Source organism: Lysobacter sp. CFH 32150, from assembly GCF_022758295.1.
Classification (GTDB): Bacteria; Pseudomonadota; Gammaproteobacteria; order Xanthomonadales; family Xanthomonadaceae; genus CFH-32150.
On the sequence record NZ_JALDWJ010000003.1, the window covers coordinates 100,946 to 122,119 of the forward strand.

The following is a 21,174-nucleotide window of genomic DNA, read 5'->3' on the forward strand; positions in this document are numbered from 1 at the left end:
CGCGGGCGGCGACGACCACCTCGTCGGCCGTCGCCGCCCGCGAGCATCCAAAGCTCTGACTTTTAACCGGCTTCCGGCGGATAATCGCCGTCTTCGCCGCGCGCGGCGGCCGTCAAGTCGAGTCCTTGCATGCCGATCCACCAATCCGTACTCGAACTGATCGGCGCGACGCCGATCGTCAAGGCGCAGCGCCTAGATACCGGGGTTTGCGAGTTGTACTTCAAGCTCGAATCGCAGAATCCCGGCGGTTCGATCAAGGACCGCATCGGCCTGTCGATGATCGAAGGGGCGGAGCGCGCCGGCAAGATCAAGCCTGGCGATACCCTGGTCGAAGGCACCGCGGGCAACACCGGCATCGGCTTGGCGCTGGTGGCGCAGCAGAAGGGCTACAAGCTCCTGCTCGTGGTGCCGGACAAGATGAGCCGCGAGAAGATCTTCAATCTCAAGGCGATGGGCGCGCAGGTGGTGTTGACGCGTTCCGACGTCGCCAAAGGCCATCCCGACTACTACCAGGACCTGGCGGAACGCATCGCGCGTGAAACGCCGGGCGCCTATTTCATCAACCAGTTCGGCAATCCCGACAACCCGGCGGCACACGAATTCGGCACGGGGCCGGAGATCCTCGAGCAGATGGCCGAGGTCGGTGGCGTCGACGCGATCGTGTTCGGCTGCGGCAGCTCCGGCACCATGACCGGCCTGTCGAGTTGCCTGGCGGAAAAATCGCCGAACACCGAACTGGTCCTGGCCGATCCGGTCGGCTCGATCCTCGCCGAGTACATCAACGAAGGCACGCTCAGCGAGAAGTCGGCGAGCTGGATGGTCGAAGGCATCGGCGAGGACTTCCTGCCGCCGATTTCCGACTTCACTCGAGTGAAGAAGGCCTACGCGATCACCGACAAGGAGAGCTTCCTGACCGCGCGCGAATTGCTGGAGAAGGAAGGCATCCTAGGCGGCAGTTCGACAGGCACGTTGCTGGCCGCCGCGCTGAAATACTGCCGCGAACAGACCACGCCGAAGAAGGTGCTGACGCTGGTCCCCGACACCGGCAACAAGTACATCTCGAAGATGTACAACGACTACTGGATGCTGGACAACGGCTTCCTCGAGCGCCAGGCCTCCGGCGACCTGCGCGACCTGATCCTGCGCCCGTACTCGCAGCGCGACACCGTCGTGGTCGGGCAGGGCGACCTGCTGGTCACCGCCTACCAGCGCATGAAGCTGTACGAGATCTCGCAGCTGCCGGTGATGGACGGCGAGAAGATCGTCGGCATCGTCGACGAAAGCGACGTCCTGCTGCATGTCTACGGCGACGAGGCCCGCTTCCGCGACCCGGTCTCGACGGCGATGGTGAGCAAGCTCGACATCCTCGACGTCAAATCGCCGGTGGAGGCACTGCTGCCGGTCTTCGACCGCGGCCATGTCGCCATCGTCATGGAGGACGACAAATTCCTCGGCCTGATCACCCGGATCGACCTGCTGAACTGGCTGCGCCGCCGCGTCCAGTAACTGGCCGGAAAAGGTGCCGATGCTAGAATCGGCGGTCAAATTCCCCCGAAGTGCAGGCATGACGGAACAAAAGCATGGCGCCCGGTCGAACTGGGGCCTGGGCACCCTGGCCATCCACGCCGGGCAGGCCCCCGATCCCAGCACCGGCGCGGTGATGCCGCCGATCTATGCGACCTCGACCTACGCCCAGGCCAGCCCGGGCGTGCACCAGGGCTTCGAGTATTCCCGCACCCACAACCCGACCCGCTTCGCCTACGAGCGTTGCATCGCAGGGCTGGAGGGCGGCAGCCGCGGTTTCGCCTTCGCCTCGGGCCTCGCGGCCACCTCGACGCTGCTGGAGCTGCTCGACAGCGGCGACCACGTCGTCGCGATGGACGATATCTACGGTGGCAGCTACCGCTTGTTCGAACGCGTGCGCCGGCGTAGCGCCGGGCTCGATTTCAGCTTCGTCGACCTGACCGATCCGGTCGCCTTCGAGGCCGCGATCAAGCCCAACACCAAGCTGGTGTGGATCGAGACACCGACCAACCCGCTGCTCAAGATCGTCGACATCGCCGCGATCAGCGCCATTGCCCGCAAGCGCGGCATCCTGGTCGCGGTCGACAACACCTTCGCCTCGCCGGTCCTGCAGCGCCCGCTCGAGCACGGCGCCGACATCGTCATGCATTCGGCCACCAAGTTCCTCAACGGCCACTCCGACATGGTCGGCGGCATCCTGGTGGTCGGCGACAACGCCGAACTCGCCGAGCAGCTCGCGTTCCTGCAGAACTCGATCGGCGCGGTGCAGGGGCCGTTCGACAGCTTCCTCGCCCTGCGCGGCCTCAAGACGCTGCACTTGCGCATGCGCGCGCACTGCGACAACGCGCAGGCGCTCGCCGAGTTCCTCGAAGCCCATCCGGCGATCGAGAAAGTGATCTACCCGGGCCTGAAGTCGCACCCGCACCATGCACTCGCCGCACGCCAGATGGACGGCTTCGGCGGCATCATCTCGATCTGCCTCAAGGGCGGGTTCGAGGCGGCCAAGCGCTTTTGCGAGCGCACAGAGTTGTTCACCCTTGCGGAGTCGCTTGGCGGCGTCGAAAGCCTGATGAACCACCCCGCCGTGATGACCCATGCGTCGATCCCGCCGGACCGTCGCGCCGCGCTGGGGATCACCGATAACCTGGTCCGACTGAGCGTGGGGGTCGAATCGCTGCAGGACCTGCGCGCCGCGCTCGGCCAGGGATTGCGCTGAACTTGATTCCGTCGGTCCGTCATCGCCGCATCGATCGCGACGTGAGCCCGGAAGCCGGGGGCGTGGAATAGCGCATGGAATTCACGGGCGAGCGATACGTTCCCACGGAGGGTGGCGAAATCCGGCAGGAGCACCTGCACCGGTACGCATGGTGCCTCCCGGCAGTCGCGGGCAAGGATGTGCTGGACATCGCCAGTGGCGAAGGCTACGGGTCCGCGATGCTCGCGGCGCATGCGCGTAGCGTGGTCGGCGTCGACATCTCGGCGGAGGCCGTCGCGCATGCCGCGTCTGCCTACGGCACCGTTTCGAACCTGCGGTTCGTGCAGGGCGCCGCCGCGGAAATCCCGTTGCCTGCGGGAAGCGTCGACATCGTGGTGTCGTTCGAGACGATCGAACACCACGACCAGCACGAACAGATGCTGGCGGAAATCCGGCGCGTACTGCGCCCGGGTGGTTGCCTGGTCATTTCCTCGCCCAACAAGGAGGTCTACTCCGACCTCTCCGGCCACCACAACGAGTTCCACGTCAAGGAGCTGTACTTCAAGGAATTCGATGCGTTGCTGCATCGGTATTTCCCGGCGGTGGAGTACTTCGGCCACCGCATGGCGACAGGCTCGGCGATTTTTCCCTTGCACGCCAGCGAGCCTGCGGCCCGGTTCGATGCGATCGTCGATTCGCCGGCAGGTGCGGAGCCCGGCGTGGCGACGCTCGCCAATCCAGTCTATTTCATTGCCGTTGCCGCGGCGAAGCAGGACGACATCCCGGCGGCCAATGCCTCGGTGCTGTTTTCCGAGCGTGAGGACCTCTACGGCCGCAACCGCGAAATCATGAAATGGGCGCAGGCGCAGGACCAGGAAATCCAGACGCTGCGTGAACGATACGGCCAGGCCGTGACCGAACACGAACAAACAGTCGCATGGGCGCAAGGCCTCGACCGGGAAGTGCAAGCCCTGCGTGAACAGCACGGCGCCAGCGTGGCCGAGCACGAGAAAATGGTGGGCTGGGCGCAAGGACTCGATCGCGAGCTGCAGGCGTTGCGCGTGCAGCACGGTGTCGATGTGGCCGAGCACGAGAAGACAGTCGCATGGGCGCAGGGCCTCGACCGCGAGTTGCAGGCGTTGCGCGAGCAACACGGCATCGTCGTGCAAGGTCTCAACAGCGAGCTGGAGGCGTTGCGTGGCCTTTACGCGGACCTGGAGAAACGGATGTCCCTGCGAATCGCGGAACTCGAAGACGAACTGAAGTCCGCTTCAAAAACGCTGGAACTGCGCGCGAACGAATTGTCGGACGCATGGGGACACTTCCAGCGCGTTTCCGGAGAGCTCAGCCTGCAGAACGCACGCGTGCTGTCCCTGCATGCGGAAGGCGAGCGACAGAAGGCCGAGCTCGCGACGCAGTACGAACATGCGTCCGAGTTGCGACAGATGCTCGACGAGCGCGATCGCTATGCAGTGCAACTCCGCGCGCAGATCGGAGCCCTGCACCGGTCGCACATCTGGCGCTGGACGGCACCGTTGCGCCGGCTGATGGCAAGGATGCGTGGCACGGAAGCGGAGTCCACGCTGCCAGCAGCACCGTCCCGCTACGACCTGACGAAACGACGCTACGGCCTGTCCGACGTGCGCTTCGCGGACACCACGACGCCGCTGGTCTCCGTGGTGGTGCCGACTTACGGCAACTATGGCTATACGCTGTCGTGCCTGCGAGCGCTGCAGCTTGCAGGGGCGTCGTTCCCGTTCGAAGTGCTGGTTCTGGAAGACTGCTCGGGCGATGCGGATATCGCGGAACTCGCGAAAATCCCAGGGCTGCGCTACCACGCCAACCCGCGCAACCTCGGGTTCGTGCGCTCGTGCAACCAGGCGATCCAGCTGGCGCGGGGCGAATACCTGTGCTTCCTCAACAACGACACTGAAGTCATGCACGGCTGGCTCGACGCGCTGGTGGATGTGTTCCGCCAGCATGCGGATGCGGGCATGGCCGGCGCCAAGCTCGTGTATCCGGATGGTCGCCTGCAGGAGGCTGGCGGCATCGTCTGGCAGGATGGATCGGCCTGGAACTACGGTCGCCTTGGCGTCAGCGACGCGGGCGAATTCAATTACGTGCGCCGGGTGGATTACTGTTCCGGCGCGGCACTGATGGTGCGGCGCGCGGTGTTCGCGCAGCTTGGGGGTTTCGACGAGCATTACGCGCCGGCTTATTGCGAGGATTCCGATCTCGCTTTCCGCCTCCGCAGGCAGGGTCTGCAGACCTACTACACGCCATTCTCCGTCGTCGTGCACCACGAGGGCATTTCCCACGGCACCGACACCGGAAGCGGCATCAAGGCCTACCAGGTCACCAACCAGCGCAAGTTCCGGGAGCGTTGGGCCAGCGAGCTGGCGAGCCACTATCCGAACGGCGAGAACGTCCTGCGCGCGCGCGACCGCGCCTGGAACCGGCCGGTCGTCCTGGTCGTCGATCACTACATCCCGCAACCGGACCGCGATGCGGGTTCGCGCACGATGTTCGCGTTCCTGCAGCGGCTGGTCGAAGCGGGCTGCGTGGTGAAGTTCTGGCCCGACAACCTCTGGTACGACGTCGACTACGCGCCGCGCCTGCAGGCGATGGGCGTGGAGGTGTACCACGGCGTGCGCTGGGTCGAAGGACTGCCGGCGCTGCTGCGCGAATCGGCGGGCGATTTCGACGCGATCCTGCTGTCGCGCCCCGACGTCACCGAAAAGTTCATCGATGATGCCCGCGCCTTCAAGCGCGCGCGCATCGTCTACTACGGGCACGACCTGCACTTCCGGCGCGTGCGCCAGGAAGCGGAAGTGCTGGCGCAACCGACGCTGCTCGCGCACGCGGTAAAGCTCGAGGCGCAGGAACGCGGGATCTGGCGCAAGGCCGATGTCGTGCTGTACCCGTCGCAGGACGAAGCTGATGCCGTACGCGAGCTGGAACCGGGCGTCGACGCGCGCGCGATCCTGCCGTATGCATTCGATCGGTTCGAAACCGGGCTCACGCCGGGCGATCGGTCCGGGATCCTGTTCGTCGCCGGATTCGCCCATCCGCCGAACGTGGATGCCGCGGAGTGGCTCGTGTACGAGATCATGCCGCGTGTCTGGCGTGAAATACCGGGCGTGCGCCTGTCGCTGGTCGGCGCCAATCCCACCGCGCGCGTGCTGGAAATGGCCGGCGACCAGGTGGAAGTGACCGGCTTCGTCACCGATGCCGAGCTCGCCGAGCGCTACCGGCAGGCCCGCGTGGCCGTCGTGCCGCTGCGTTTCGGCGCCGGCGTCAAGAGCAAGGTCGTGGAAGCGCTGCAGCAGGGGTTGCCGCTGGTGACAACACCGGTCGGCGCGCAAGGCCTCGCCGGCGTGGAGCGGGTGAGTGATGTTCTCGAGCAACCCGATGCGATCGCCGATGCGATCGTTGCGCTGCTCCGCGACGATGCGCGCTGGCAGGCGCATTCGCAGGGTGGGGCGTTGTATGCGCAGGAGCGATTCTCGCGCAAGGCCATGGCCGACACATTGCTCGATGCGCTCGGCGTCGCTACCACGGGAGGACGGGCATGATCGTGCGTGCACGTGCACCCCTCAGGCTCGGACTCGCCGGCGGCGGCACCGACGTGGCGCCGTACTGCGACCAGCACGGCGGTTACGTCATGAATGCCGCCATCGACAAGTACGCCTACGTGATCGTCGATCCTTCGCCCACCGGCATGGTCGAATTCCACGCGCTCGATCGCGGCGTCTCGATGGAATGCACCGCTGGCGCCGTCGCCAACGGTGATCCGGCATTGCAGCTGCTGGCTGGCGTCTATCTGCGCATCAGCCGCGACTTCCTCGATGGTCGGCAGCCGCCGCTGCGGATTCGTACCTATTCCGACGCACCACCCGGATCCGGGTTGGGCTCCTCCTCCACGCTGGTGGTCGCCCTGGTCACTGCGCTGGCCGAATATTTCATGCTCGCTTTGGGCGAATACGAAATCGCCCACCTGGCCTATGAGATCGAACGCCGCGACCTGGCGCTGGCCGGCGGCAAGCAGGACCAGTACGCAGCCGCTTTCGGCGGTTTCAACTTCATGGAGTTCCACCGCGACGATCGCGTCATCGTCAATCCGCTGCGCATCAAGGACTGGGTGCTCGCCGAGCTCGAAGCATCGCTGCTGCTGTACTTCACCGGTGTCTCGCGCGAATCGGCGCGCATCATCGACGAACAATCGCGCAATGCGGCGACCGGCAAGCAGGTTTCGGTCGAAGCCATGCACCGGCTCAAGGACGAAGCAGTGCAGATGAAGGAAGCATTGCTCAAGGGCGACCTTCCGGCATTCGCACGCACGATGCAGGCCGGTTGGGAGGCGAAGAAGCTGATGGCCACGAGCATCACCAACCCGATGATCGATGCGGTCGAAGGCGTCGCGACGGCGAACGGCGCGCTGGCGACCAAGGTGTCCGGCGCCGGTGGCGGCGGTTTCATGATGTTCGTCTGCGATCCCGCTGACCGCGTCCGCCTGTCACGCGCACTGGCCGCGCAGGGTGGCACCCTGCTCGATTTCCACTTCAACGCGCACGGCGCGGTCGCCTGGAGAACAGGATGAAGGACACCATCGCAAGCGAGTTCGCGAAGGCGCGAACCAACTTCGACGCCATGGCCGCCGATGCGGGACTGGCGGCACAAATCATGGAGGCCGTGCGCATCAGCACGACAGCCCTGCGTGGCGGCCATCGCCTGCTGTTCGCCGGGAACGGCGGCAGTGCGGCCGATGCGCAGCACTGGGCGGGCGAGCTGGTCAGCCGCTTCTACTACGACCGGCCCGGGCTCGCGGCGATCGCGCTGACCACCGACACCAGCATCCTGACCGCGATCGGCAACGACTACGGCTACGACTATGTCTTCGCCCGCCAGGTCGAAGCGCTGGGCCAGGCGGGCGATGTCCTGTTCGCCATTTCCACGTCGGGCCGCTCGAAGAACATCCTGCGTGCGGTCGAAGCGGCGCGTAAGCGCGGCCTACTCGTGATCGGATTCACCGGCGCGAGCGGCGGCGACCTGGCTGCCGCATGCGATGTCTGTTTCCGCGTGCCCTCGGACGAGACGCCGCGCATCCAGGAAGGCCACGAGTTCCTCGGCCACATGGTCTGCGCGCTGATCGAAGCCGAAATGTTTCCTACCGGTGGTGGCGCATGAGTATCGACGAAGGGCTGCAACACGGCCGCAGGGATGACGCCTATCTCGAGAAGATCCGGCAGGAGCAGGCGAATTACCGCGACGTCCTCGACGTGAACGCGTTGCCGCCGATCTTCCATTACTGGTCGCACACCTACCTGCGTCCGATCTTCGAGGCGTTCGGCATCGGCCACCCCGACGACTGGTTCGCGCAGCACCTGGTGGCAAGCGCGCAACGCACGGGCTCGCCCCAGCCGGTCTTCGTGAGTGTCGGCGCCGGCAATTGCGATACCGAGGTCCGCGTGGCCAAGCTCATCAAGGCCGCCGGGTTGGACCAGTTCGTCATCGAATGCATCGACATCAACGACGCTATGCTGCGCCGTGGCAGGGAGTTCGCGGCGCAGGAAGGCGTGGAAGAGCATCTCAGCTTCGTCGAGGCCGACTTCAACGACTGGAAGGCAAGCCGTGTCTACGACGCGGTGATGGCCAACCAGTCGCTCCACCATGTGCTGAACCTCGAGGGACTTTTCGACGAGGTGAAACGCTCGCTGCACCCGGAGGGTTTTTTCGTCGTCAGCGACATCATTGGTCGCAACGGCCATCAGCGCTGGCCCGAGGCATTGGAAGTCCTGCATCGGTTCTGGGCGGAAATGCCGGAGGCCTATCGTTACAACCACCTGCTCAAGCGGCACGAGGCGCTGTACGAGAACTGGGATTGCTCCGGCGAAGGTTTCGAGGGCATCCGCGCCCAGGACATCCTTCCGCTCCTGCTCCAGCGATTCCAGTTCCACAAGTCCATCGCGTTCGGCAACGTGATCGATCCCTTCATCGATCGCGCGTTCGGACACAACTTCGATGCCGACGCGGCGTGGGACCGGACCTTCATCGACCGGATCCATGCGCACGACGAAGCATCGTTCCAGGACGGCACGTTGAAGCCGACCCATCTGTTCGCCGTGTTGACGATCGGCGAGCCGCCGTCGCGCGAATATTCGCGGGGACTGTCCCCGGAAGCCTGCGTGAGGATTCCGGGGTGAAGGATGGCGGTTGACGAAGCCATCGTCCTGGTCGGCGGACTCGGTACGCGCCTGCGCGCCGTGGTCAGCGACGTGCCCAAGCCGCTCGCGCCCGTTGCGGGGCGACCGTTCCTGGCTTGGATGCTCGATCACCTTGCCGCGGAAGGCATGCGCCACGTCATCCTGGCGACCGGTTTCATGGCCGACAAGGTCGAGGAACTCGTCGGCCGCCACTGGGCCGGCATGACGGTCGATTATTCGCCCGAGGAACAGCCGCTCGGCACCGGCGGCGCGGTGCGCCGCGCGACGAGCCTGCTGCGGGAGGGGGGCGGCGCCCACATCGTCAACGGCGACACCTTCCTGCGTTACTCGCCGCAGGCGCTGGAGGCGGCAACCCATCGCGTCGGTGCGACGGTGGGCGTCGCGCTGGCCCATGTCCCGGATGTCGGCCGCTATGGCGCGGTGGAATTCGACGCCGGCCGGGTCAGCAGTTTCCGCGAGAAGGGCCGCCATGGTCCCGGGCACATCAATGCCGGGTGTTACTTCATGACGGCGGACGCGTTGGCGGCGCTCCCGGACCGGGAGAATTTCTCGCTGGAAGCGGATGTCCTGGCGCCGTTGGCGATGCAGGGCGGGATCGCCGCGTTCGATTACGCCGAGCAGTTCATCGACATCGGCGTGCCGGAAGACTACCTCCGTGCGCAGGCCCTGTTCGGGGCGGGCCAGTGATCGTGTCCATCTCCGCATCGCATTACCTGGACCCGGCTGCGGATACGTTGCTGGCGCGGTTCCCCGCGCCGCGCCGCGCGCTGTTCCTGGATCGCGACGGCGTGGTCAACATCAATCATGGGTACGTCCATGCTGCCGGGCAGACGACCTGGGTCGGCGGCATCTTCGAGCTTTGCCGCGGCGCGCACGCCGCCGGGTACCTGCCGGTGATCGTCACCAATCAGGCCGGCATCGCGCGCGGTTACTACACCGAGGCGCAGTTCCTGGCGTACACCGGCTGGATCCACGCGCAATTCGCCGAACAAGGCGCGCCCCTGCTGGCGACCTACTACTGCCCGCACCACCCGACCGAGGGGCTGGGCCCACTGCTGCGCGAGTGCGAATGCCGCAAGCCGGCTCCCGGCATGCTGCTCGGTGCGGCGGACGACCTCGGCATCGATCTCGGCACCTCGGTGATGGTGGGCGATACGGAGTCCGACATCCAGGCGGCGACCGCCGCCCGGCTGCGGCAGGCGAAGCTGTTTTCCGGCGGCGACCTGCCGCCCTTCACGGAGATGTTCGGATGACGACGTGGAGCGAACCATCAACCCAAGAACAGGGACCGGGCATGCTGGCCAGTAATGCAAGCGGAGACTTCCAGCCGTCAGCGGGCGTCGACGGCATCGCGGCGTGGTTCAAGCGGCCGCGCACGTCGCGCCTGGGCAAGGACCGGGTGATGGAGCTCTACTTCACGTTCCATCCGCGCACCGCCTTCCTCAAGACCCTGCCATCGGATGCCGTGGTCGCCGACATCGGCGCCGGCGATGGTTCGTTGTCGGTGTTCCGCAAGTGGCCGGCGCCGGAGCGCACGGACCTGAAGCTCTACGCCTATTCGATCGAGAAAGGCCGCCTCTTCGACGAGTTCGAGGGGTACGAGATCAGCGACTGGAACACGTCGCCCCCGGACTTCGACGGACGCACGTTCGACGCCATCCTGTGCGCGCACTTCATCGAGCACATCGCCGACCCGACCAGTTTCGTGGCGTGGGCGGAGCGCAAGCTCAACGTGGGCGGTCGCTTGTACCTGGAGTGGCCTTCGCCCGCGTCGCTGGGCCTGCCGACGCGTACCGAGCTCGAAGCGGCCGGCGTGCCGCTGATCATTTCGCGGTTCGACGACGACCATACCCACCGCGACCTTCCAGACGGCGACACCATTACCGCGGCGCTGCAGGCCCACGGGCTCGCCATCGAGGCCCGCGGGATCGTGCGCCTGCCGTGGCTCGAGGACGAGATGCTCGCCCACTACCGGGACGATGCGGATGGCTTTGCGCGGCAGGCGGCGTTCTGGTCGCATACCGGCTGGTCGCAATACATCGTCGCGACGCGTCGCTGACGCACGCCTACAAGAACAGAACACCATGCAGGAGTTGATTGCCTTGGCGACATCCAATCCCGAACTGTTGAATGAAATCTCGCGCCTGTCGATCCGCCCGTGGGCGCTCGACCGCGGCCGCGCGATCCAGCTGGGACATCTCCGCGGCTGGGGGCTGGAATACGGCTCGCTGGTCGACGAGATCGGTCGCCAGCAGGACTTCCGCGATGCCATGGAACTGGCGAGGACGCGCGGCTCGCTGCTGACACCGGCCAAGCTCATGAACCTGTACATGTTGATCAAGTTCGGCCTGCCCCAGCTGGAGCATGGAGACATCGTCGAGTTCGGCAGCTACAAGGGTGGTTCCGCGATCTTCATGGCCTCGCTGCTGCGTTCGCTGGGTTCAACGGCGAAGGTGTTCGCACTCGACACCTACGCCGGCATGCCGGACACCGACGCCGTGCGCGACCTGCACCACAAGGGCGATTTCATCGACACCAATGTCGAGGATTTCCGCAACACGATCCGCGCCAACGGGCTCGATGCCTGGGTGACGCCGGTCCAGGGAGTCTTCAGCGACACGTTCCCCGCGCTGATGGCCGACGGTCGCAAGATCGCGCTGGCGCATGTCGACTGCGACATCTACGACGGCGTGAAATACGCGATCAACGAAGCCAAGCGCTTCATGGTCAAGGACGGCTACTTCGTCTTCGACGACCCGCTCCACGGCTCCTGCCTGGGCGCGATGCAGGCGATCGAGGAAACCCTGCTGCATGCGGACAAGCTGTTCGCCGAGCAGATGTACCCGCACCCGGTCTACCGCTATCCGCCCTTGGCATGAAGTCGCGCTGGCATTGTAGGCTGGCGTCCGACTGCACCCCCGAATTCGCGTTGCCGCCGGTACATGGGCGGTAGCGGACCCTTCGCTCCATTTATTCATTGTTGAGGATTGATCATGCGTATCCCACTCATCACCGCCATCGCCTTGCTTGCCGTGGCGACGGCCGGTTGCGATCGCAGCGGCACCGACACGTCCGCGACGGGCACTGCACCCGCCACCGCTGCAACCGTGGCAGGCCCTGCGCCGGGGCAAGTAGCGGACACGCAGCCGGCGGCACCGGTCGAGAAGGGGCCGATCTGGCTGGAGCCCGACGCACTGTCGGCATGCGGCAGGCCGACGGTCGTCACCGTGCATTGGGACGCGAACAAATTCGAGGGCGTGAAGGCCGTGGACATCGTCGCCATCAATCCTGAAGGCAAGGAGTCGGTGTTCGTTGCCGCCGGCCGCAGCGGCAGCCGGGAAACGGGCGCATGGGTCCGTGCCGGCAGCAAGATGAGCCTGCGCAACAAGGCGGATGCAACCGAGTTGGCCAGCGCTACCGTCGCCGCCGTGCCTTGCCAGTAATGCGACCGACTGCCCGTGGCTGCGGCCAGGGGGCAGCGCCGCGGATAGGACATCCCCCGCGCTGCAGACTAAACTGCGGCGCATGGGCAACGTTTCGCACGCTCTGGATCTGACGGCTTGACGACCATCGCACGCAACAACGGCTCCGCCTTCGCCAAGGCATTGCAGGACTGGAGACAGGCGATCCGGATGTGGCGGCTGTGGGCCGCGCTCGGTATGGAGGATCTCTCCGACCGTTACCGGAGGACGCTGTTCGGCATCTCCTGGGTCGTCACGTCCTTCGCCATTTTCGTCTTCGTCAAGATCCTGGTGTTCGGGCAGATGGCCGCGGTCCCGCTGGGCGAGTTCGCCATGTTCGTGACCATCGGCTTCGGCCTTTGGAGCTTCATCAACAGCATGGTGCTGGACTCCTGCGTCGCCTATACCGCATCGAGCGGCTGGCTGCTCGGCGCGGCGATTCCGTATCCCGTCTTCTTCCTGCAGAGCATCTTCCGCAACTGGCTCGTCTTCGCCTTGACCCTGGTGGTAATGGGCCTGGCCTTGGTCTGGAAGAAGGAGGCGTGGTCGCCGGTGATGCTGGCCGCGTTACCAGGCCTGCTGGTGTACGTGGTCACGCCGGTGTGGCTCGCAGCCATCCTCGCGCCTCTGTGTGCGCGGTACCGGGACGTGATGCACGCCATCCAGACGGTGATGCGGCTGCTGTTCTTCGTCACGCCGATCATCTGGGTGCCCACGCAGAGTCCATGGCTGGCGAAGATGGCGCAGTACAACGTCATCACGCACTTCATCGAGATCGTCCGGCAACCGCTCATCTACGACGCCATTCCCTACGACAGCTGGGCCATCGTCCTGGCCGTCAACATCGTCGGTCTGTTCGTCGGCTTCGCCAGCTATGCGCTGACTCGCCACCGGATCGCCTACTGGCTCTGAACATGTATTTGCGTGCCTCGAACATCTCCATCCGCTTCCCCGTGCACGGCAAGGCCGCCGGGATGGCCGATTACGCACCCGTAGCCGGCAAGCTTGGCGGCGCCGTCGAAACGCACGATGGTCACCGCTACGTGCACGCGCTGGAAGATGTGTCCATCGACCTGCGGCAGGGCGACCGTCTTGCGATCATCGGCCACAACGGCTCCGGCAAGTCGACCTTGCTGCGCGTGCTGGCCGGTATCTACATCCCGCACAGCGGCAGCGTCGAGTGCGACCGCCCGGTGTCCGGCTTGTTCAACATTTCGCTGGGTTTCCGCCTGGAGGCCACCGGCTACCGGAACATCGTCCTGAAGGGGCTGATCGCCGGCAAGTCGCGCGCCGAAATCGAGCGGGCCCTCCCGGAAATCGTGGCCTTCACCGAGCTCGGCCCGTACCTGCACATGCCGTTGCGCGCCTATTCGCAAGGCATGGCGATGCGCCTGGCGTTCGCGATCGCAACGGCTTTCTCGAGCGAGATCCTCCTGCTCGACGAGTGGATCGGCGCCGGCGATGCGCAGTTCCGCGAGAAGGTCGTTGCGCGCATGAACAGCTTCGTCGAGTCGGCGCACATCGTCGTCATCGCCTCGCACAGCGCGCAATTGTTGCGCCGAGTCGCGAACAAGGCGATCTGGCTCGAAAGCGGGCGCATCCGCGAAGCGGGCCCGGCGGCGGACCTGATCGATCGCTACGAAGCGGAGGCGAAACAGAAGGCACGCGAACAGGCGGCATTGCTCCGCGGGCCGATCCGCAAGGAAAACATTGTTTTCAGCGTGACCCAATCGCCGACCCCGGCCAGCAACGTGCGCTACGCGGGCGAGGTTTCCTGGGATGTCACCGGCAGTGGTGCGGAAGCGGTCGACGTGCTCCTGGTGCGTCCCGACGGAAGCCAGGCGATGTTCGCGCACGGCGAACAGGTCGGTAGTGCCAAGACCGGCGCCTGGTTGCGCCCCGGACTCGAGTTCCGGCTGTTGTTGCGGGACAGCGACGAGGTGCTCGCCTCGGTCGTGGTCGCCGGGCACGACGCCATGGCTGGCAAGGAGGCCGTTTGAGCATGCAGGTCGCACCGCAGCCCCCGCATGACGCCGCAGTGCCGGTGTCGGCACGCGAAGACGAGCCGCGCCTGGTGGAAGCGATCGCGCGCGCGCCGGAAGAAGTCGCGAGTGATCCATCAGCGGGTGGGGCGGGACAGATGCGTTTCGTTGTGTGCGGCATGCCGAGGGGCGGCACCACGTTCTTCGGGCAGTTGTTCAACGTCCACGAGGATGTCTACTGCTATTTCATGGAAACCAGCCTGTTCCGGCAGCTGTTTACGTTCGGACGCGACCGGCCTTTCCCCGCGGAAAACCTGCCCTTGCTGGAGCAATGGTTGCGCACCGAGTTCTGGGGATCGCTGGTCGAGGGTACCGAGCAGGCCCGGGTCAGGAAATTCAGACGCCTGGTGAAGTACGAGGATTTGCTCGCCCGCCATGGTCTGGCCGAACCCGGTGGGCCGGGCATCCGGGTGTGGAACCAGGAAAGCTTCGAGCCGTTCCTGCAGGAGCTCCTCGACCTGTTCCGGAACGGGGCATACGGCAAGGACCTGTTCCAGCAGGGCTTGCAGTTGCTCGCCAGGCATTTCGGCAACGTCACCGCCCGTCGCATCCTGGGCGAGAAAACCCCAGACAACCTGTTCTTCCTCGATGCCTTGCATGAGGCCGATCCGGCGCTGAAGGCGTTCTGCATCCTGCGCGAACCGTATTCCACGCTGGAATCGATGAAGCGCCGCGCGCTCCGGAACGAGCCGTTCTTCGATTCCGCGTTCTCCAAGGAAGTGCTTGGCGGCATCGTCGACTATTACCGGTTCATGCGCGCCGCGTACGTGTATTCGCTGCGTGCCGTCCCCGGTTCCTTCCATGTGTGCCGGTTCGAGGACCTCGTACACGATCCGCGCGCGGTCATGGAGCAGGTGTATTCGGCGATGGGCCTGGGAATGACCGACGCGGCAAGGGAGATCCTGCCGCAGCTGAGCATCCCGACCGACAAGAAGCACATCCAGGCCCTCGACCTGAGCGCCACCGAGCACCGGTTGATCGAGATGATCCTGGGTCCGATGCTCAGGCATTTCGGCTACGCCCACGAGCCAGGGGACGGGAACGGGTCCGCGGTCGACTTCAGCGAAGGCGTGATTGCGCTGGCCGGCCTGCACATGGGCAGTGAACTGAGCAACCAGGTCAACGACAAGTGGATGGCGGGGCAGGCGGAGCTGTTCCTCCTCTACGGCAGCGACCGCAGCAAGCTGGTGCTCAACCTGGGATGCGCTTTCCCCGCGGCCCTCGGGCTGCAGGATGTCGTGCTGACGATCAGCGCAGGCGATCGGGAGCTACTTGCCCTGAAGCTGCCTCCGGCGCTGCCGGATTTCAGCATCGAGATCCCGCTCGATGGCCTCGATGCGATGGCGGCAAGCGACACCGTCTCGGCGGTCGTGCTGACGATCGCATCGTCGGCGTCATATACCCCGATTACCGTGGCTGGGCTTGGCGCGGACATCCGCGAGTTCTCGTTCCTGATCAAGTCCTGCAGGTACGAATGATGCTGGGGGCGGCCATGCCAGGACGCACGGATGCGCGCAGTCGATCGCGCAATTGATGGCGGCAACATTGCCCACTTCGAAGAGGCGACGAGATGACGATTGAAGCGCGTGTCCTGCAGGATTTCTCCGCCCAGATCGGAGAGATGGCCCAGCATCACCTGTTGAGCGATCCGTCGATCCACGAGAACGGCGACTGGTACTACAAGCTGCTGACGGAACTGATCCAGCGGCACCCCCACGTGCTCGAGAAGCCGTCGCCGCGCTACCTCGAAATCGCGTGTTACCAGCACGTCATCGGATACAGGCTTTCCCAGGACCACGGCTTCGAGTCCACCCAGTTCGACATCTGCGATCGTGACCTCGAGGTCGGCCGCCAGTCGGCGTTGCGGATGGGCATCAACGGCAGCTCCGACCGCGTGGTCGGGGATTTCCATGACTTGCCGTTCGCCGACGGCTACTTCGATGTGGCGATGATTTCCGCGTCGATCCACCACACGCGCAAGCCGCACGTCATTATCGACGAGATGATGCGGGTGCTCGCCCATGGCGGCCTGTTCTACTGCCAGCGGGAACCGTGCGAACGGCTGTTCTGCTTCTACGAGTTCAATGCCAACCGCGCGGCGCAATACACCCCGTTCGAGAGCCACCTGCACCAGCGCGATGTGATGCGGTTGATTTCCTCACCGTTCCCCGGGGCAAGGAACGCGGAGTTGTTCGGCAGGGTGGAGAACGACAGGATCCCGCTGGAGATGTACTACGAGACCTTCGCCCGGCATGGCATCGTGAAGGAAGAGATCCTCTACCACGAGGGTCTGCTCACGCAGATGGACAAGCGCGTCCTCGAGCACGACTGGCTCAAGGAGGAAGCGCTCGCGAGCTACATCGCCTGGTCGATGCTGGCCGAGCTCGAACTGGCGGAACCCCTGATGTCCACCCAGGATCGCCTGCTCGGGTATTCACTTCCCACCGAAGAGCAGGTGTGGGAGCTGGCGAGGAAAGTCGCCGCGGCATTGAAGGCGCGGCCGGGCAACACCAAGACGCTGGCGTGGCGGAAGGCGATGGCGAAGATCTTCGGCGGCACGCTGCGGTTCGTCGTCGAACGCCAGCGCGACGACAAGTGCCGCGCCGCCGGCAAGTTCAGGCGCGACTGCCGAGAGATCGACCATGTCAGGTACGACGACATCGTCCACCAGAAGTCCGGACTGCTCCTGTGGACCAAGCTCCTGCCGGAAATGCAGACGGCCGGCGAGGATGAACTCCGTGCCGCCTCGTTCCCGGTGGACGACTGGCGCTACGACGTGGGCAAGGGCGACATCAGGCAGATGATCGCGACGGCCGCCATTCCGGTTGCGCACGCGAGGGTGCCGGAGAATGCGCTGTTCGCGATGCGCTATCGGGTGGTCGTGGACGACGAGGTCCCGGCCGCGAAACTTCGAGTGACCTACGGCGACCAGGAAGTGGCTTCGGAGCTCATCGCGCAGACCGAGGACCGCATGCTGCGGTTCGCGGTCGAGCCTGGCGAGTCCGCCATCACGTTCACGCTGACCGACCTGGATGGAAACCCGATCTCGGCGAAATCCCGGATCAGGATCAGCATTTTCCAGTGCATCCCGATCGCTACTGAAGAAGCCGCAATACCGGATGCCGCTGCACCCGCGCGGGGCGCGGTCACGCACCTGCGGGACTGGATCGCAGGCCGGCACTGAACCAATTCGAAGGGGCGGCCACATGTTGCAGAAGACGCACGACGAACGGATCAAGGAACAGATCCGGCAATACGCCAACACCGAGAACATGCACGGCCAGCTCGCGGACATCTTCCGCTACTGGCAGGAAAAGTATTTCAAGCCGCGGTTTGCGGATGTGTGCCGGGTCAACAACCATCTCGAGTTCTACGCCATGCCGATGGTCGAACGTATCCGGCGTACCGGCGTGCGTGATGTCATTAGCTTCGGTTGCGGGGATGCCCAGGTGGAAGTTGGGGTCGCCAACGTGCTCAAGCGCGAAGGCGTTACGGATTTCCGCTTCCATTGCGTGGAGCTATCGCCGTTGCAGATCGACCGCGCCCGCGCATTCGTCGAAACCGCCGGGTTCTCCAGCAACTTCAGCTTCGTCGAAGCCGATTTCAATACCTGGCGGCCGGGTGGCCAGGTGTTCGCTGGCGCCATGTGCCACCACGCGCTGCATCACGTCCTCGATCTGGAACACCTGATCGGGGCCATTCATGAGGCCCTGCATCCGGACGGCGTGTTCGTGTCGATCGACGTGGTCGGCCGCAATGGCCACATGCGCTGGCCGGAAGCCCTTGAAGTGGTCGACAAGATCTGGCGGTTCCTCCCCGACAGCAAGAAATACCACCACATCCTCAAGACGATCGACAGCGAGTATCAGAACCGGGACTGTTCCAACCAGGGGTTCGAGGGCATCCGGTCGCAGGACATCCTTCCCATCCTGACGCAGCACTTCGGTTTCGAGGCATTCCTTGGCTTCGGCAACCTGATCGACGTATTCACCAGTCGCGGTTTTGGGGCCAACTTCGACGCCGAAGACGACCACGACCGTGCATTCATCGACTTCGTCGAGTTCCTGAACGAAATGCTGATCGACCTGGGGCACATCAAGCCCACGCGCATGTGCGCGGTGATGGTGAAGCACGAGGCCGTGGAACCTCGTGTCTACAAACACTGGACGCCGGCGTTCTGCGTGCGTCCGCCCGGCGCTCTCGCTGCACGCCCCGGTTAAACTCGCCTGCCCAGGAATTCCAGTCACGGCACAGAAGTGAGTGCCCCGTCACTCACGGCCCGTCGGCGTGGCCCGGTCTGGCCTGTACGCTATCGGTATCCCGTTCTCCTCAAATGTAGTCGTAAGTGGTGAATGTCATGCGCACGCTGCTCGGTATCGCTTTGTTTGCCCTTCTGTTCGGCTGTTCCGCGGACCGAGACCCACTTCAGGAGCGCCAGCTTGGCCGGGCTCAGGTCGAGGGCGTGGATGCGCACCCGCTGAAATCGCGTCGGGCTTCAGCCAGCTTCGCGTCGCTTCCCGACAGGGGCGATTTGCTGGACTACGACCGCGTCCGCCTGGCCAGGCAGGTCGGGCCCAATACATGGCACCCGGTCGAGCTGAGCGAAACGCACGCATTGCGTGCCATCGTCGATGGCGAAATGACCGTGACTGCGCCCAACGGCACACCAGTGCGACTGCGCTACGAGCGTCACGTCGAGCATCCGGACGGCAACTGGACCTGGATCGGTCACGACGCCAACGGGCACGACGCCGTCATCACGTTTGGCGAAAAGGCCGTCTTTGGCAGCTTGCCGTATGGCCCGGGACGCGAGCTGCGCCTGGCGACCACGGGCAGCAATGCGTGGATGGTCGAAAACAACCTCTCCCTGCCGCAGTACAAGGACGGGCTGATTCGTCCCTCGGGAGAGCCCGATTACCTCGTGCCGCCCAAGCTCGCCGCCGCGTTTACCGCCGGCAAGCGCATGAGCGCCGCCGCGTCCATGCCGGCCGCATCCGACACTCCCGTTGTAGCCGCCACGATCGATGTCGCGCTTGGCTATTCAACCGGGTTCACCACGGAGATGGGCGGGCAGTCGCAGGCGGTGACCCGGCTGAACAATCTCGTCGATAAGACGAACCAGGCCTATGCCCGCAGCCTGATCGTTTCGCGCATTCGCCTGGTCAACACGATCCAGGTCAGCTATGCGGACAACACCACGAACGAATCCGCGCTGGAACAGTTGACCGGCGACGACGGCACTGGTCAATTCAACGTGCCCGTGCCAGCCAGCCTGAACCAGTTGCGTATCCTTGGCGAACAATCCGGGGCCGACCTGGTATCGCTGGTGCGCAACTTTCAGGCGCCAGAAAACGAGGGCTGCGGCATCGCCTGGCTGCTTGGTGGTGGTGGATTGCCAATCGAACCGACCGATGCGCCTTATGCGTATTCGATCGTCAGCGCCCACCAGGTCGGCGGCAGCGATTACGACGAAACGGATGGCAATAGCTACTTCTGCCGCGAAGAGACGCTGGCGCACGAACTGGGCCATAACGCCGGGCAAGCGCACAACAGCGATGACAGCAATGGACCAGGAACGCACCCGTATTCCTACGGATATCGTGAGGCTTCGGCCACGGGCTTCTACACGATCATGGCGTATGGCAGTGGCGGCAGTCAGTTCTCGATTCCGTATTTCGCGAACCCGAATGTCAGCTACGACCCGGACGGTGCCGGTGGCATGCCGCCGAGACCGACTGGTGTCGTCAACGCGTCGGACAATACCCGCAGCCTGAACCAGGTCATGTCGATCATTGCGGCATTCCGGACCGCGGTACGGGCCCGCAACGACGTGGACGGTGACGGCAAATCCGACCTGCTGTGGTTCCACCCGACCAACAGCGTGCTGGCGTACTGGGTGATGAACGGTGCAACCAGGGTGCGGTCCTCGAGCCAGGTGGTGGCCAGCGGTTATTCCCCATTGACCAGCGGCGACTACAACGGCGACGGCCGTGTTGACCTGGTCATGCGCAATGGGACGACGATGCAGATGTGGCTCGGCAATGGCAACGCGTTCGGCGTGCAGGCGTTCCGTGCCTATCCGGGCGGCTGGAACTTGGTCGCCAGCGCCGACATCGATGCAGACAAGCGCTCGGACCTGCTCTGGTTCAACCCCACCACCAGCCAACTGGCGTACTGGGTGCTCAATGGCACTACGCTGGTGCGCTCCTCGGCCCTGGCTGTTGCCAGCGGCTATTCGCCGCTCACCACCGGTGACTACAACGGCGACGGCCGGATCGACATCCTGTGGCGTCACACGAGCGGCGCCCTGCAACTCTGGACCGGCAACGGCAACAGCTTCACTACCGCAGCCGCTGGCACTTTCCCGGCGGGCTGGACGTCGATCGGCAGTGGTGATGTCAACGGCGATGGCAAGTCCGACCTGCTCTGGTACCACTCCACGCAGCAGAAGTTCGCGTACTGGCTGCGCAATGGCGCCACCACGACCGCCTCCGCGGCGCAAGTCGTACCTGCCGGCTACACGCCGTTGGCGAACGGCGATTTCAATGGTGACCGCCAGATCGACCTCGACTGGAAGCCTGCCAGCGGAGCGATGCTATTCTGGCTGCGCAGTGGCAGTACTTATGTCGCGCAGACGGGGCTGAGCTATCCCGCGGGCTGGTCGATCATCAACGGGGCGCAATAGCGATTCGGATCGCAACTTAGCGACTGGCACGAATACCGGCTGC

17 protein-coding genes are annotated in these 21,174 nt (G+C 64.8%); all 17 read left to right on the top strand.

What is annotated here, in order from left to right; genetic code table 11:
- Positions 1-129 precede the first annotated feature (129 nt).
- The 17 genes from MO486_RS06720 to MO486_RS06800 all read left to right on the top strand — a co-directional run bounded on the left by MO486_RS06720 (position 130) and on the right by MO486_RS06800 (position 21,131).
- Entirely contained in the window at positions 130-1,506 is a 1,377-nt protein-coding gene (locus MO486_RS06720) for a pyridoxal-phosphate dependent enzyme (RefSeq protein WP_242905502.1), read from the top strand.
- A 58-nt stretch (positions 1,507-1,564) separates the two neighbouring features.
- Complete coding sequence (locus MO486_RS06725) at positions 1,565-2,740, top strand: cystathionine gamma-synthase (RefSeq protein WP_242905503.1); 1,176 nt, start codon at positions 1,565-1,567, stop codon at positions 2,738-2,740.
- A 74-nt stretch (positions 2,741-2,814) separates the two neighbouring features.
- The gene (locus tag MO486_RS06730; RefSeq protein WP_242905504.1) at positions 2,815-6,294 is read left to right on the top strand and encodes a methyltransferase domain-containing protein; all 3,480 of its coding nucleotides are present in this window, start codon (positions 2,815-2,817) and stop codon (positions 6,292-6,294) included.
- Positions 6,291-7,319, top strand: coding sequence for a dehydrogenase (locus MO486_RS06735; RefSeq protein ID WP_242905505.1), 1,029 nt, complete (start codon positions 6,291-6,293; stop codon positions 7,317-7,319). The genes MO486_RS06730 and MO486_RS06735 overlap by 4 nt, the downstream gene beginning before the upstream one ends.
- On the top strand, positions 7,316-7,906 hold the full coding sequence (locus tag MO486_RS06740) for a D-sedoheptulose 7-phosphate isomerase (protein ID WP_305037360.1): 591 nt from the start codon (positions 7,316-7,318) through the stop codon (positions 7,904-7,906). The genes MO486_RS06735 and MO486_RS06740 overlap by 4 nt, the downstream gene beginning before the upstream one ends.
- Entirely contained in the window at positions 7,903-8,922 is a 1,020-nt protein-coding gene (locus MO486_RS06745) for a class I SAM-dependent methyltransferase (protein WP_242905506.1), read from the top strand. The genes MO486_RS06740 and MO486_RS06745 overlap by 4 nt, the downstream gene beginning before the upstream one ends.
- A gap of 3 nt (positions 8,923-8,925) precedes the next feature.
- A complete protein-coding gene (locus MO486_RS06750; RefSeq protein ID WP_242905507.1) occupies positions 8,926-9,630 on the top strand; it encodes a nucleotidyltransferase family protein in 705 nt (234 codons plus the stop codon).
- Complete coding sequence (locus MO486_RS06755) at positions 9,627-10,196, top strand: HAD family hydrolase (RefSeq protein ID WP_242905508.1); 570 nt, start codon at positions 9,627-9,629, stop codon at positions 10,194-10,196. Before MO486_RS06750 ends, MO486_RS06755 begins: the two co-directional genes overlap by 4 nt.
- Positions 10,193-11,002: a class I SAM-dependent methyltransferase gene (locus MO486_RS06760; RefSeq protein WP_242905510.1), complete on the top strand. Its 810-nt coding sequence runs from the start codon at positions 10,193-10,195 to the stop codon at positions 11,000-11,002. The genes MO486_RS06755 and MO486_RS06760 overlap by 4 nt, the downstream gene beginning before the upstream one ends.
- Before the next feature lie 25 nt (positions 11,003-11,027).
- Positions 11,028-11,822, top strand: coding sequence for a CmcI family methyltransferase (locus tag MO486_RS06765; protein WP_242905512.1), 795 nt, complete (start codon positions 11,028-11,030; stop codon positions 11,820-11,822).
- Between the two features lie 114 nt (positions 11,823-11,936).
- Entirely contained in the window at positions 11,937-12,386 is a 450-nt protein-coding gene (locus MO486_RS06770) for a hypothetical protein (protein ID WP_242905514.1), read from the top strand.
- Positions 12,387-12,503: 117 nt separating this feature from the next.
- Positions 12,504-13,316, top strand: coding sequence for an ABC transporter permease (locus tag MO486_RS06775; protein ID WP_242905516.1), 813 nt, complete (start codon positions 12,504-12,506; stop codon positions 13,314-13,316).
- 2 nt (positions 13,317-13,318) lie between these two features.
- Entirely contained in the window at positions 13,319-14,404 is a 1,086-nt protein-coding gene (locus MO486_RS06780; protein WP_242905517.1) for an ABC transporter ATP-binding protein, read from the top strand.
- A gap of 2 nt (positions 14,405-14,406) precedes the next feature.
- Entirely contained in the window at positions 14,407-15,924 is a 1,518-nt protein-coding gene (locus MO486_RS06785; RefSeq protein WP_242905518.1) for a sulfotransferase, read from the top strand.
- A 92-nt stretch (positions 15,925-16,016) separates the two neighbouring features.
- A complete protein-coding gene (locus MO486_RS06790; RefSeq protein WP_242905519.1) occupies positions 16,017-17,630 on the top strand; it encodes a class I SAM-dependent methyltransferase in 1,614 nt (537 codons plus the stop codon).
- A gap of 22 nt (positions 17,631-17,652) precedes the next feature.
- Positions 17,653-18,666, top strand: coding sequence for a class I SAM-dependent methyltransferase (locus MO486_RS06795; protein ID WP_242905520.1), 1,014 nt, complete (start codon positions 17,653-17,655; stop codon positions 18,664-18,666).
- A 137-nt stretch (positions 18,667-18,803) separates the two neighbouring features.
- A complete protein-coding gene (locus tag MO486_RS06800) occupies positions 18,804-21,131 on the top strand; it encodes an FG-GAP-like repeat-containing protein (protein WP_242905521.1) in 2,328 nt (775 codons plus the stop codon).
- Positions 21,132-21,174: the final 43 nt, after the last annotated feature.